This is a genomic window from Lentzea sp. HUAS TT2, assembly GCF_051853195.1.
Lineage (GTDB): Bacteria > Actinomycetota > Actinomycetes > Mycobacteriales > Pseudonocardiaceae > Lentzea.
The window spans coordinates 9,310,875-9,324,680 of sequence record NZ_CP196667.1; the positions used below are offsets into that span (position 1 = coordinate 9,310,875).

Annotated in this window: 11 protein-coding genes; 5 read left to right on the forward strand and 6 right to left on the reverse strand. The window is 69.8% G+C overall.

Annotated features, from left to right (window positions below; translation table 11 throughout):
* Nucleotides 1–18: 18 nt before the first annotated feature.
* A complete protein-coding gene (locus ACSHWB_RS43965; RefSeq protein WP_439659270.1) occupies nucleotides 19–2,637 on the reverse strand; it encodes a BTAD domain-containing putative transcriptional regulator in 2,619 nt (872 codons plus the stop codon).
* A gap of 189 nt (nucleotides 2,638–2,826) precedes the next feature.
* Between ACSHWB_RS43965 and ACSHWB_RS43970 the strand changes: the two genes are divergently transcribed.
* A complete protein-coding gene (locus tag ACSHWB_RS43970) occupies nucleotides 2,827–3,960 on the forward strand; it encodes an endonuclease/exonuclease/phosphatase family protein (RefSeq protein WP_439659271.1) in 1,134 nt (377 codons plus the stop codon).
* 138 nt (nucleotides 3,961–4,098) lie between these two features.
* Here the strand turns inward: ACSHWB_RS43970 and ACSHWB_RS43975 are convergent, their stop codons facing one another.
* On the reverse strand, nucleotides 4,099–4,389 hold the full coding sequence (locus ACSHWB_RS43975; RefSeq protein ID WP_439659272.1) for a DUF1905 domain-containing protein: 291 nt from the start codon (nucleotides 4,387–4,389) through the stop codon (nucleotides 4,099–4,101).
* A gap of 133 nt (nucleotides 4,390–4,522) precedes the next feature.
* Between ACSHWB_RS43975 and ACSHWB_RS43980 the strand changes: the two genes are divergently transcribed.
* Entirely contained in the window at nucleotides 4,523–5,074 is a 552-nt protein-coding gene (locus ACSHWB_RS43980; RefSeq protein ID WP_439659273.1) for a TetR/AcrR family transcriptional regulator, read from the forward strand.
* A gap of 5 nt (nucleotides 5,075–5,079) precedes the next feature.
* Nucleotides 5,080–7,245: an MMPL family transporter gene (locus ACSHWB_RS43985; RefSeq protein WP_439659274.1), complete on the forward strand. Its 2,166-nt coding sequence runs from the start codon at nucleotides 5,080–5,082 to the stop codon at nucleotides 7,243–7,245.
* A 360-nt stretch (nucleotides 7,246–7,605) separates the two neighbouring features.
* Here ACSHWB_RS43985 and ACSHWB_RS43990 read toward each other — a convergent pair whose 3' ends face one another.
* From ACSHWB_RS43990 to ACSHWB_RS44005, 4 genes are all read right to left on the reverse strand, one after another.
* Nucleotides 7,606–7,941 carry a DUF6292 family protein gene (locus ACSHWB_RS43990; protein ID WP_439659275.1) on the reverse strand — a complete coding sequence of 112 codons (336 nt, stop codon included), beginning with the start codon at nucleotides 7,939–7,941 and terminating at the stop codon, nucleotides 7,606–7,608.
* 87 nt (nucleotides 7,942–8,028) lie between these two features.
* A complete protein-coding gene (locus ACSHWB_RS43995; protein ID WP_439659276.1) occupies nucleotides 8,029–8,973 on the reverse strand; it encodes a sporulation protein in 945 nt (314 codons plus the stop codon).
* Between the two features lie 28 nt (nucleotides 8,974–9,001).
* Nucleotides 9,002–10,030, reverse strand: coding sequence for a hemolysin family protein (locus ACSHWB_RS44000; RefSeq protein WP_439659277.1), 1,029 nt, complete (start codon nucleotides 10,028–10,030; stop codon nucleotides 9,002–9,004).
* The gene (locus ACSHWB_RS44005) at nucleotides 10,027–11,268 is read right to left on the reverse strand and encodes a hemolysin family protein (protein ID WP_439659278.1); all 1,242 of its coding nucleotides are present in this window, start codon (nucleotides 11,266–11,268) and stop codon (nucleotides 10,027–10,029) included. Before ACSHWB_RS44005 ends, ACSHWB_RS44000 begins: the two co-directional genes overlap by 4 nt.
* 108 nt (nucleotides 11,269–11,376) lie before the next feature.
* On the opposite strand from ACSHWB_RS44005, the gene ACSHWB_RS44010 reads away from it, so the two are divergent.
* Together ACSHWB_RS44010 and ACSHWB_RS44015 are read left to right on the forward strand one after the other, a co-directional pair.
* Entirely contained in the window at nucleotides 11,377–11,772 is a 396-nt protein-coding gene (locus ACSHWB_RS44010; protein WP_439659279.1) for a MerR family transcriptional regulator, read from the forward strand.
* Between the two features lie 33 nt (nucleotides 11,773–11,805).
* A complete protein-coding gene (locus tag ACSHWB_RS44015; RefSeq protein WP_439659280.1) occupies nucleotides 11,806–13,509 on the forward strand; it encodes a dihydroxy-acid dehydratase in 1,704 nt (567 codons plus the stop codon).
* Nucleotides 13,510–13,806: the final 297 nt, after the last annotated feature.

The following is a 13,806-nucleotide window of genomic DNA, read 5'->3' on the forward strand; positions in this document are numbered from 1 at the left end:
ACGTTGCGTGACGCGCCACTAGCGACGCGCCTGCAGGGCCGCGGCCTCCGTGTCGCGGCCCTGCTCCCGGAACAGCTCCAGCGCCCGGTCCCACCGCTCGCGCGCCTGCGCGGTCTCCCCCGCCGCCGCGTGCACGTCACCGAGGTGCTCCAGCACGCTGGCCTCCTCCACCGAGTTGTCCAGCTCCTGGTACAACGCCAGCGCCTCGCCGTAGTGCGCGACGGCGTCGGCGTGGCGGCCGTCGTGGTGGGCGATGTGCGCGAGGCTGTCGAGCGTCGCCGCGGCCCCCTCCGCGTGCCCCAGCCTGGTGTTGAGCACCATGGCCTCCTCGCAGTACGTGCGGGCCTCCGCGTACCGGCCCAGGCAGGCGTAACGCCACCCGGCCTCGTTCAGCGACTCGGCCACGCGGATCTCCGTGCCGGCCGCGCGGAACTTCTCCAGCCCGGCGAGCGAGTGCTCCAGCGCCTTCTCCAGGTCGCCCACGAACTCCGCGGCCCACGCGATCGCCCGGTGCGCGCCGCCGTGCGCCTCGTGGTCGCCGGTGCCCGCGGCCAGCTCCAGGCCGCGTTCGAAGTGGCTGTGCCCCAACGACGTCTGGCCGACCTCGATGTAGTTGGCGCCGAGGCACCGGTGCGCGGTCGACTGCTTGATCGGGTCGCCCAGCTCCTCCGCCGCGCGCAACGCCGTCAGCCACGCGTCGATGTCGTCTGAGGTGCGGCCGCGCCGGAGGTGGTAGTTGTTCAGCGCGCGGCCGATCAGCCATGCGGCGTCGAAGTCCCTGCGCGCCAACGCCTGTCGCTGTTCTGTGAGCAGGCAGGTGTGCTCCGCGTCGAACCAGGCCATCGCCTCCGCGTTGGTCCCGAACGTCAGCGCGTGGCCGCTTTCGTGCTCCGGCAACGTCTTGTGCGGCTCCAGCGTGACCGCGGCGGCCCGTGCGGTGGCGGCGTAGAAGTCGGCGAGCCGTGAACCCGGATCGGCGGGGAGGTCCGCCGCGTACAGGCCGACGAGGTCGTGCGTCCGGTACCGGCCGGGGACGTGCTGCTGCACCAGGTGAGCGTTCTCCAGCTCCCGCAACACCATTCGCGTCCGTGCGACGGGCCGGTCGGTCAGCGCGGCCGCCGCTGCGAGGCTCACGTCCGCCGTGCCGACGGTGCCGAGCAAGGCGAACGCGCGGGCTGCCTCCTCCGACAGCGCCGCCACCGACCACGAGAACACCGCCCGCAGGTTCGTGCCGATCTCCCCCGCGTCCAGCGCGTCCAGCGGCTGCTCGCGCAGTTCCCCGGCGAACGCGGCCAGCGGGAAGTCCGGTTCCATCGCGGCCCGCGCGGCGACGATCGACAACGCCAGCGGCAGGCCTCCGCACCAGGTCACCAGGTCCGCGACCACCTCGGGCTCTGCCGCCACCCGCTCGGGTCCCAGCCTGGCCACGAGGAACTCGCGCGCGTCCGCCGGGTGCAGCACGTCCAGCGATACCGACCGCGCGCCGTGCGCGGCGACCAGGCCCGCCAGCTTGAGCCGGCTCGTGACCAGCACCGTCGCGTCCGGGCCCGGCAGCAACGGCACGACCTGCTCGGTGGACCGGGCGTTGTCGAGCAGCACCAGCAGCCGCCGCCCCGCCACGACGCTGCGGTAGCGCGCCGCCCGTGCGTCCAGTCCGGACGGGATCGTCTCCTCCCCCAGTGCCTCCAGGAACTCGCGCAGCACCGTCTCCGGCGGTGTCGGCTCGGCGGACGGGTCGAAGCCGCGCAGGTTCACGTAGAGCTGGCCGTCGGGGAACTCGCCGAGGTGCCGATGCGCCCAGTGCAGCGCCAGCGCGGTCTTGCCGATGCCGCCCGTCCCGCCGATCGCGGTGATCACGACGGTGCCGGACGAGCCCAGCGCCGCCAGTTCGTCGGTGCGGCCGGTGAACCACGGGTGCGGCGCGGGCAGCTGGCGCGGCCCAGCGGAGCGTTCCTCGACGCTGCCGGCGAGGATCCGCTGATGCATGTCCTGCAACGGTTTGCTCGGATCCGCGCCGAGCTCGTCGGCGAGGCCGCGGCGCACGATCTCGTAGTGCCGCAACGCCTCCGCGTCGTTGCCGGTCCGGTGCAGCGCCAGCATCAGTTGCGCGGCAAGGCGTTCGTCGTGCGGCAGCTCGTCGGCCAGCTGCCGCAACGAGGGCAGCAGCGCGGCGTGCCTGCCGTCCGCGAGCGCCACGTCGTTGCGGTCCAGCTCGGCGGCGACGCGCTCGGCGTGCAGGCTCTCGCGCTGCGCGTCGAACCACGGCGACTCGATGCCGTCCAGCGCCTGACCGCGCCACAGCCGCAGCGCGGCGTCGAAGTCCCGCTCGCGCACCAGCGCCCGGAACCTGAACAGATCGACCCGCGACGGATCGACCGTGAGCCGGTATCCGGCCGGCGAGCGTTCGATGTCCAGGTCGAGGAGCTTGCGGAGCTTGGACAGGTACCCGTAGAGGGTCTCGCGGGCCCGCAGCGGCGCCCGTCCGCCCCAGACGCGGTCGAGCAACCGGTCGAGCGGGACCGGCGCTCCCTCCTCCAGCAGCAGCGCGACCAGCACCGATCGTTGCCGGACGTGGCCGATGTCGACCACCGCACCCCGGTCGCGGACCTCGACGGCGCCGAGCAGACCGAACTCCAAGATCACCCCTCAGCCAGTGGATTCAAGGTTCATCCTAGGTTCGTCCTTGATCAAACGGGCAGGGTCGTTCTCGCGGAGGGCCCCATCCAGTCCGGCAGCCCAGCCACGGGGCCCTCCACCATCGGCGCAGCGAAAGATCACCCGAGCGGACCAGGGCGAACACGTTCCTCCACATGCGACCCTGAAGTCGTGAGCACCACGCGAATCGGCTCGTTCAACGTGGAGAACATGTTCGAACGCCCCAAAGTGATGGGCCGCAACGCGACCAAGCACGCGGCCCCGATCCTGGCCGCCCACGCCCGTTTCAACGAACTCATCGCCTCCGAGACCTATTCGCCGGAAGTCAAGGAAGAGCTCAAGGAACACCTGACGACGCTCGAGTTGCTCAGGAGTGACCGGAGCAAGTACGCGATCCTGCGGCGCATCCGCGGCCGTTTCCTCGCACGCCACCGCACCGGTGAAACCTCAGTCGTGGCAAGCGGACGCGAGTCCTGGGTCGGCTGGGTGGAGCTCACCACCGAACCCATCAGCGAGCTCGCCACGCGTCACACCGCACAGGTGATGCGCGACGTCGGCGCGGACGTCCTCGGCGTGGTCGAGGCCGAGTCGCGCGAGCTGCTGCACATGTTCTCCTCCAGCATGCTCAAGCACGTCGGCTGGACCCCGTACGAGGAGGTTCACCTCATCGACGGCAACGACGAGCGCGGCATCAACGTGGGACTGCTGACGCGGGAAGAACATCAGGTCATCACCATCCGCACGCACGTGTACGCGCGGGACAGCTCGGGCACGATCTTCTCCCGCGACTGCGCCGAGTACCACGTGCGCACGCCGGCGGGCCCCGAGGTCGTCGTGCTCGTGAACCACCTGAAGTCCAAGGGGTACGGCTCTCCCGGCGACCCGATCGGCGCCCGCCGACGGTTCCGCCAGGCCGTCCGCATCGCCCGCATCGTGAACCGGCTGCGCGACGAGGGCCATGAGCACATCGCCGTCGTCGGCGACCTCAACGACACCGCGGACAGCGAGGCGCTGCGGCCGTTGTTCCAGCGCACCGGTCTGCGGGACATCAGCGAGCACGAGAACTTCGACTGGGACCACCGGATGGGCACGTACCGCGGCGTGAACGAGAAGGGCAAGATCGACTACGTCCTGCTCACGCCGGAACTGTTCGCCAAGGCCACCGGCGGCGGCGTCTTCCGCAAGGGCGTGTGGCGCGGGCCGCGGACCAAGAACCGTTGGGACGTCTACGAAACGATGACGAACGAGGTGCACGCGGCGAGCGACCACGCCGCGATCTACGCGGACATCGACTGGAGCGCCTGAGGGTGCTCTCAGGCCCCGCGAGCCTGTTGGTAGCAGGAAAGCGCCTGTTGATGTTGAGTTGGTAGTACTTGCAGACGCCATCAGGGCCAGGCGCGGGGCCGCTCGAGCGAGTAACGGACACAACTTCTGGCGACAGGCTCAGAGCAGCTCGACGGTCACCTCGATGACGTCGCCCGGCCCGACGTCGTTCTTCTTGCGCACCGCGGCCTTGACCGGCAGCACGTAACACCCGGACTGCTTGTCCGGGAACACCGACGTCGACCACGTGCTCGCGCCGACCCCGGCCCGCACCTTCACCGAGCCGAAGCCGGGGCCGGGCGTGGCGACGTCGCGGATATGGTCCGAGACGTCCTCCGGCAGCGTCACGAAGGTCCAGGTCTCGGTGCGGCGGGCGTCCCAGATCCAGAGCTCCGCGTCGAAGACGAACATCGCCCCATTCTCGCAGTCCGTGACATCTGGGCGGCCTCTCGCGCGCGTTCGCCCGTTGGAGTGACGAAGGCCACCGACCATTTCGGTCGGTAAACCTACCGAACCGGTCGGTAAACGCCGTAAAGTCGACTGCATGCCACGACAGCCCAGGACCGGGGTCGACGAGAAGATCCTCGACGCCGCCGCCGCGCTCTTCGCGCGGCACGGCTTCGAGCAGACCTCGTTGAAGTCGCTCGCGGACGCTGTCGGCCTGTCCAAGGCCGGCCTGCTGCACCACTTCCCGAGCAAGGACGCTCTCTTCGAAGCGGCGTGGGAGCAGAGCCGTGTGCTCACCCGGCACGTCCTCGACCAGGTCTCCTCGCTGCCCGCAGGGTCAGAGCGGGACCGGCGGTCGCTGGAGCTGCTGACCGACTACGCGCTGGACCGGCCAGGACTGGTCTCGCTGCTGTTCCGGACGATGACGGCGCCGGGTGAGGACCCGCAGCAGGCGCAGGACGAGCTGCTCCTCAACGAGATGTTCGTCATCGACCCCGAGAAGGAACTACCCCGCGCGGTCCGGATCGTCGGCGCGCTGAGCTCCATGGCCGTGCTCACCCTTCTGGCCAACCAACAGGGTGAGAAGTCGACATGGCGTCCCTTGATCCTCGCTACCTGTTACGACGCACTCGGGCACCAGGAGGCCTGACCATCATGGCGAAACTGCTCTACAAACTGGGACTCGGTGCGCACAGGCACCGCCTCCCGGTCGTCCTGATCTGGCTGCTCGTGCTGATCGGCTCCGGCGTCGGCGCGTTCACGCTCGGCGGTGAGACGTCCAACTCGATGTCCATCCCCGGCCAGGAGTCGACCACCGCCCTGGAGCGCATCCAGGAGAAGTTCGGCTCCGGCGAGACCGCGTCGGCCAAGGTCGTCGTGCAGGCCCCGGACGGCCAGAAGCTGCCGCAGCACATCAAGACGATCACCGACCTGGTGGCCGACGAGTCCGCGCTGAAGGGCGTGCGGTCGGCGACGAACCCGCTCGACCCGGCGGCGCCGACCGTCAACCGCGACGTCAACGTCGGCTACAGCACCGTCACCTACGACGTGAAGCCCGGTGAGGTCACCGACGAGCAGCGCGCCGAGCTGACCAAGGCCGTCGACAAGGCCCGCGCGGCCGGTCTGACCGTCGAGATCAGCGGTACCGCGATGCAGGAGACGCCGCACGTCGGTGGCCCGACCGAGGCCATCGGTGTCGTGCTGGCGCTGGTCGTGCTCGCCCTGACCTACGGCTCGCTCGTCACCGCGGGCATGAACCTGCTCAGCGCCGGCATCGGCGTCGGCATCGGCACGCTCGGCATCACGATCACCACCGGGTTCATGGACCTGCAGTCGACCACGCCGATCCTCGCCTCGATGCTGGGTCTCGCCGTCGGCATCGACTACGCGTTGTTCATCATCAACCGCTACCGCCAGGAACTGCGCCGCGGCTCCGACGTCGGCCACGCCGTCGCGACCGCGGTCGGCACCGCCGGTTCCGCCGTCGTCACCGCCGGTCTCACCGTGGTGATCGCGCTGGTGGGTCTCGCGATCGCGGGCATCCCGTTCCTCACGCAGATGGGCGTCTCCGCCGCCGCCACGATCGTCGTGTCGGTGCTGATCGCCATCACGCTGGTGCCCGCGGTGCTGAGCATGCTCGGCCGCCGCGTGCTGACCCGCAAGGAACGCTCCGCCACCGTCGAGAACCCGGTGGAGCCCAAGGACCGCGGTGTCATCCGCGGCTGGGCCGGTGCGATCACGCGCAACCGCGTCGTCGCGCTGCTGCTGTCGGTCGTCGCGCTCGGCATCGTCGCGATCCCGGTGGCGTCCATGGACACCACGCTGATCCAGAAGCCGCCGGCCGGCTCCACCCAGGAACGTGCCGACCAGATCCTCGCGAAGGGCTTCGGCGAGGGCTTCAACGGCCCGATCATCGTCCTGTTCGAGGGCCAGGGCGCCGCCGCGACGGCCAAGACCGCGTCCGAACCGCTCGCGAAGCTGTCCGACGTCGCCATGGTGACGCCGGCCCAGCCGAGCCAGGACGGCAACGCCGCACTGGTCACCGTGATCCCGAAGTCCGGCCCGGACAGCACCGAGACCGAGAAGCTCGTCGCCGACCTGCGCGCCGAACTGTCCGATGTGCAGGGTGGCAAGGCGTACGTCACCGGTGCCACCGCGGTGAGCGTCGACGTGGCCACGTCCCTGGACAAGGCCCTGCCGATCTACCTCGCGGTCGTCGTCGGCCTCGCGCTCGTGCTGCTGATCCTGGTGTTCCGCTCGCTGCTCGTGCCGCTGGTCGGTGTGCTCGGCTTCCTGCTGACCATCGGCGCGTCGCTCGGCGCCACCGTCGCGGTGTTCCAGTGGGGCTGGCTCTCCAGCGCGGTGAACCTCGAGAGCACCGGCCCGCTGATCAGCCTCACGCCGATCCTGGTGATCGGCATCCTGTTCGGCCTCGCCATGGACTACCAGATCTTCCTGGTGTCCCGGATGCACGAGGCGCACCACCGCGGCGCCAAGCCGCTGGAGGCCATTACCACGGGCTTCCGCCAGGCGGCCCCGGTCGTCGTGGCCGCGGCGCTGATCATGTTCTCGGTGTTCGCGGGCTTCGTCCCCGCGGGCGAGGCGACCGTGAAGTCGATCGCCTTCGCACTGGCCGTCGGCATCTTCGTGGACGCGTTCGTGGTCCGCATGGTGCTCGTGCCCGCGGCGCTCGCCCTGCTCGGTGAGCGCGCCTGGTGGCTGCCGAAGTTCCTGCGCTGGCTGCCGGAGCTCGACGTCGAGGGCACCGCGCTCGACGAGCTGCCGAACGAGAAGAAGAAGCAGGAGCCGGTCTCGGTCTAGCCGTTTCCGCTCACCGGTCCGTCATGCCCATGATCACGGGCATGACGGACCTGTCTGTTCTCCAGCACACTCCTGGACCGCGAAGGGTCCTGCGCCAGGCCCTGATGGCGTCTGCAAGTACCACCAACTCAACATCAACAGGCACTTTCCTACCACCAACAGGCTTGCGGGGCCCGAAAGGGCACGGCGCCTGTTCGTCAGACGGCGAACAGGTTGGGTGTGGTTGACGGCGATTCGATCAAGAGTTGGTGGTACTTGCAGACGCCTCGGCAGCAACCAGGACACGAGGTTTCGGACAAGACCTCTGGCCAGGTGCTCAGGAGGCTGAGTGGCCGCACGCGTCTTCCGCTACTTCTTCGGTCAGGCCACCTGTCCGGCATGCGACGCCGAACTCACGGTGTCCGACGAACTGCTCTGCCCCAGCAACCGCTCCACCCAGCGCGCGACGGTGCGCGGCGGCGGTTCGACCGCCCCTCCGAGGTGCGCGACCACGGTCAGCTCGGCCTCGTCCTCGACGGCGATCGCCCACCCGTGACGTTCGGTCCACAGCAAAGCGACGTCGTGATCGGGACGGCCCGGCAGGCGCCCGTCCACCGCGATGTACACCCGCAGCGGCTTCTGCCGGTCGATGCACGAGGACTCACCGCTCAAGCCGAGTTCCCGCGTGACCCTCAGTGCGTAATCAAGCGCTTTCAAGCCGTCACCGCCTCCGTCCGACCGGGGTAGCAGCGCCGACTGCTTGACGCAAGGTGCGGTTACCCCGGTGGACGGAGTGCGAATCCTCTACTCGCCGCCGAAGTCGCCGAAGTCCTCGAAGGCGTCGTCCATCATCTCGCCGACGACCATGCCGCCGACGAGGCCGGCGGCACCGGCCGCGACGACCGTGCCCATGCCCATCCCGCCACGACCGTGGTGACCGCCGTGGTGACCGTGCTGGCCGTAGCCCTGGATGCCGCCGCCGCGCTGGGCGACCTGGGTGAGCCAGCCGTTGATCGCCGACGCCCAGTCGGTGCCCTCGGACTCCTGGTGCGACACGCGGAAGTGACCGAACGCGTCACCGCCCGACGAGAACATGCCGCCGCGCTTGTCGGCCTCCAGGATCACGAACAGCTCGTGCGGGTTCGCCACGAACGTCAGCTCGACCTGCTGGACGGCACCGGCGAACTGGGCCGGCGGGAAGAACTCGATCTCCTGGTAGAAACCGAGCTCCTGCGGCACGCCGTGCAGGCGACCGGCCTCGACGTCCGCGCTGCGGAACGAGAAACCGAGCTGCCCGAACGCGTTGAGCACCGCGTCCTGCGACGGCAGCGGGTGGACCAGCACGGGGTCGAGGTCGCCCTTGTCCGGCGCGCCCGCGATCACGAGCTCGGTCCGCACGCCCACCGTCATGCCGGGCAGCTGGCCGCCGCCGACCGCGGTGATCGGGGTCTCCCACGGGATCGGCAGCTGGAACGGGATCGAGACCAGCTGACCGGCCCCGACCCGCACGCCCTGCTGCACGACGACCCGCAGGAACTCCGACACGCCGCCGTACTCGTGGTCACCGCGCTCGACCTCGACGCGGGTGACGAGCGACAGCACGACCTGGCCGATCTCGGCGTCCGCGCTGCCACCCTGGATGCGCACCTGCCCGGTGACGAGCTGGCCGGGCGTGGCGTGCGGCGAGTCCAGCACGGTGTCGACCGACGGGCCGCCGACGCCGAAGGCGCTGAGCATCCGCTTGAACATGTTGTGTTTCCTCCCTGGGAAACTCCGGTCAGCGGACGCCGACCGGACGGGTGTCGGTTTCATCCTCGAAGTCGCCGATCAGCTCTTCGAGGAGGTCTTCCAATGCGGCGATGCCAACAACGTCGCCCTCGGCCACCAGCGCGAGCTGCGAGCGTTCGGCCCGCATCGCCGTCACCGCCTGGGCCACCGGCATCGACGCGGGCAGCGTCAGCACCGGGCCCATCAGCTCCCGCGCCGGTGGGTCCTCGCCGCGGGCCGTGGCGCGCATGGCCTCGCGGATGTGCACGAGCCCCACGTACCGCCCGTCGTCGGTGACCGGGAAGCGCGACCGTCCACACCGGAGGCTGCGCTGCTCGATCTCCCGCGCGGTGGTGTCCCCGGTGACGACCGACGTCTCCGCGATCGGCACCATCACCTCGCTCACGGTCGTGCGCTGGACCTGCAGCATCCTCGTCAGCAACCGTTGCTGCGCCTCGGGGATCAGCCCGTGCTCCGCGGACTGGCGCAGCAGCATCCGCAGGTCGTCCGGCCGGTGCGCCTGCGCCAGCTCGTCCTGCGGCTCGACCTTCATCAGGCGCAGCAGGGCGTTCGACACGGCGTTGAGTCCACTGAGGAGCCAGCGGACCGAGCGGGCGAACGCGCGGAACGGCAGCGCCAGGATCAGCGCGGAGCGCTCCGGGTGCGCGATGGCCCACGACTTCGGGGCCATCTCGCCGACGACCATGTGCAGGAACACCACCAGCACCAGGCTGATCGCGAACGCGATGCCGTAGGCGAACGCCTCCGGCAGGCCCGTCAGACGCAGCGCCGGTTCCAGCAGGTCCGCGACGGCCGGCTTGGCCAGCGCGCCCAGACCCAGCGTGCACAGCGTGATGCCGAGCTGGGCACCCGCGAGCATCAGCGACAGCTCGCGGACACCTGCCACGGCGGCGCGCGCCGCACGGGACGTCTCGGCGGCCTGTTCCAGCCGGTGCCGCTTGGCCGCGATCAACGCGAACTCGGCGGCGACGAAGAAGGCGTTCAACGCCAGCAACACAACGGAGATCACGATGCTCATCGGGACAACACCACCGAGTCGGGCACGTTGCGCGCCACTGTGGTGACCACCAGGCGCACTCCGTTCATCTCGATCTCGTCTCCCGCTTCAGCCACGCGCCCGAGCTGGTGAAGCACCAGGCCGGACACCGTGTCGTAGGCGTCGTCGGCGGGGAGCTCCACACCGGTGATGTCCTCGACCTCGTCCAGCCTCATGCGGCCGGGCACGCGCCAGTCGTCGCCGATCTTCTCGATCATCTCGGCCACCCGGTCGTCCTCGTCGTGGATCTCCCCGACGAGCTCCTCGGCCAGGTCCTCCAGCGAGACCACGCCGGCGAACCCGCCGAACTCGTCGACCACGCAGGCGAGCTGACGGCGTTCGGTGCGCAGCCTCTCCAGCACGGCGGGCAGCGGCAGCGTCGCCGGGACCACCAGCGCGGGCGAGGCGATCTTCTCGATCGCGGTCGTGGCACGTTCCTCCGGCGGCACCGTCAGCACCTCGGCCAGGCCGACGACACCGCGCAGGTCGTCCTGGTCCTCACCGGTCACGGGGAAACGCGAGTTCCCGGTCTCCAGCAACGCCACCACGCGCGAGGCGGGATCGTCGAACCGCACGGTGTGGACGTTCACGCGGGGCGTCATCGCCTGTTCCGCGACGAGCTCGCGGAACCCGATGCCGTGCTCCAGCAGGCGCGTCAGCTCCGGGTCGAGGTGACCCTGCTCCCCCGCCTCCTCGACGATCTGCCGGAAGTCCTCCGGCGTCGCGCCCTGGGGCAGTTCCTCGACGGGTTCGATGCCGATGGCGCGCAGCAACCGGTTCGCGGCCGCGTCGAACAGCCGGATCACCGGCCCTGCGACCTTCAGGTACACGAGCGTCGAGGAGCTCAGGGCGAGTGCCAGCTTCTCCGGCCGCGCGATCGCGAGGTTCTTCGGCAGGAGCTCACCGAGCACCATCTGCACGAAGGTCGCGAAGACCAGCGCGATCACCATCGAGCCGGGCACACCGAGCCCGGTGCCGAGCAGCGGCTCGGCCACGTATCCCACGAGCAGCGCCGTCACCGTGATGCCGAACTGGGCACCGGACAGCATGAACGAGAGCTTCTGCGTCACGCGGTAGGCACGGTCGGCGGCCTTCGAGCCGCCCTCGGCCAACTGCTGCAGGCGGCCGCGGTCGACCGCCATGTAGGCGAACTCCTGCGCGACGAAATACCCCGTGGCCGCGGTGAGCGCCACGATGGCGAGCAAGCCGGATGCGATCAACAAGACGCACCCGGCCCAGTACTACAGCCGTCTACATCGGCTTCTTCAGGCATGCACCAACAGTAGCACGTAGCACTGTATGGTTCTCGGTGACGGGAGGTGGGCGACATGTCCGAGGCACTGCTGAAGATCGGCGAACTCGCCGCCCGCGCCGGCGTGAGCATCCGCACCGTCGACTACTACACGACGCTGGGCCTGATCAGCCCCGCCCAGCGCACCGCGAGCAACTACCGCCTCTACCGCGCCGACGACGTGGAACGCATCCACCTCGTACAACGCCTGGAGGTCCACGGTCTTCCCCTGGAGGACATCGCGCGGGCGTTCTCGGCCGGTCCCGCCGACACCGCGGCGGTGCTCGGCCAGATCGACATGGACCTGCGCACGCTCCAGGAGGCCGCCGACGCCGCGTCGCCGGAGATGCACGGCCTGCTGTCGGTGATCGCGAACCGCGTTCATTCACTGATCTCCATCGCGCTGCAACTCCCCCCGGACCTCCCGATGTAGCTAGGGTCGGGAGAGACCGCAAGGAGGCGCTCAGTGGGGCTACGCAGCGAGCACTGGTACGCAGGTCAGGACCGCAACGCCTACATCCACCGGGCGTGGATGCGCCGCGGCACCCCCGACGACGCCTTCTCCCGCCCGCAGATCGCGATAGCCAACAGCGCCTCCGACCTGACGCCGTGCAACGCGCACCTGGACGAGGTCGCGAAGTCCGTGTCGAACGGCGTGTACGAGGCGGGCGGCATCCCGCTCAACCTCCCGGTGGTGTCGCTGGGCGAGACCAACGTCCGCCCCACCGCGATGTTGTGGCGCAACATGGCCGCGATGGCCGCAGAGGAGATGCTGCGCGCGAACCCGGTCGACGGCGTGGTGCTGCTCGGCGGGTGCGACAAGACGATCCCGGCACTGCTGATGGCCGCGGCGTCCGTCGACATCCCCGCGGTCGTGGTGCCGGGCGGGCCGATGCTCACCGGCACGTTCCGCGGCACTCCCCTGGGCTGCGGCACGGACGTCTGGCGGCTGTCCGAGGAGGTGCGCGCCGGCACGTTGTCGCAGGAGCAGTTCATGCGCTCGGAGTCGGCGATGATCCGCAGCCGCGGCCACTGCAACACCATGGGCACGGCGTCCACGATGGCACTGGTCGCGGAGGCGCTGGGCACCGTCGTCCCCGGCGTGGCGGGCACCCCGGCGCCGGACAGCAGGCTGCTGGAGGCCTCCCACGGCACCGGACGGCTGATCGTCGAGCTGATCGAGAAGGACCGGCGCCCCAGCACGTTCCTCACGAAGGCGAACTTCCACAACGCGATCGTGGCGCTGGCGGCGATCGGCGGCTCGACCAACGCCGTGGTGCACCTGCTCGCGATCGCCGGACGCCTGGGCGTCGACCTGACGCTGGACGACTTCGACCGCGTCGGCTCCGGGGTGCCGTTGCTGGTGGACCTGCAGCCGGCCGGCCGGTTCCTGATGGAGGACTTCCACCGCGCGGGCGGGCTGCTGGCCGTGCTGCGGGAGGTGCGGGACCTGCTCGACCCGAATGCCCTGTCCGTCACTGGCCGCCCGCTCGTCGACCACCTCGACGACGCGCCGATCTGGGACCCCGAGGTGATCAGGAGCCGGCAGGAGCCGATCATCGCCGAGGGCGGGATCGCGGTGCTGCGCGGCAACTTGGCGCCATCAGGATGTCTGATCAAACCGGCGGCCGCGTCGGCGCACCTGTTGCAGCACCGGGGCAGGGCCGTCGTGTTCGACAGCATCGAGGACTTCCACGCCCGCATCGACGATCCGGATCTCGACGTGGACGCGGACTCCGTGCTGGTGCTGCGCGGTTGCGGTCCGCGCGGTTATCCCGGCATGCCGGAGGTGTCGAACATGCCGTTGCCGAAGAAGCTGCTGGAACAGGGCGTGCGCGACATGGTGCGGATCTGCGACGGGCGCATGAGCGGCACCGCGTACGGCACCGTCGTCCTGCACGTGGCGCCGGAAGCGGCGGCAGGCGGACCACTGGGACTGGTCCGCACGGGCGACGTCATCGTGCTGGACGTGGAGAACCGCCGCATCGACGTGGAGGCGCCGGACTTCCTGTCCCGCACGCCGAACGCTGCGATGACCGCGGCGTTCGCGGCACCGAGGCGAGGCTGGGAACGGCTCTACGTCGACCACGTCCTGGGCGCCGACACCGGAGCCGACCTCGACTTCCTGGTCGGCTCCAGCGGTAGCGACGTCACCCGCGAGTCGCACTGACCTCAGTGCGCGTGTGAGTGCTCCTCGACGTGACCCGCGTCGTGGACGTGCGCGTGTGAGTGCGTTTCCCCGTCGTGCGTGTGGGTGTGTTCGTGCTCAACGTGATCGTGCGCGTGTTCGCCATGCGGATGCGTGTGAGTCGTGTCGCCGTGACTGTGCTCGTGAGTGTGCACTCCGTTGGTCATGGCCTTGATGCTGACATGAGTCCTGCTTGACCGCACTGATGCCAACTCTTGCCTATTGCAACTTCGTTGCTGTTAGCTGCTCCCGGCAACACGGACTTCTGGGGAGGATCTG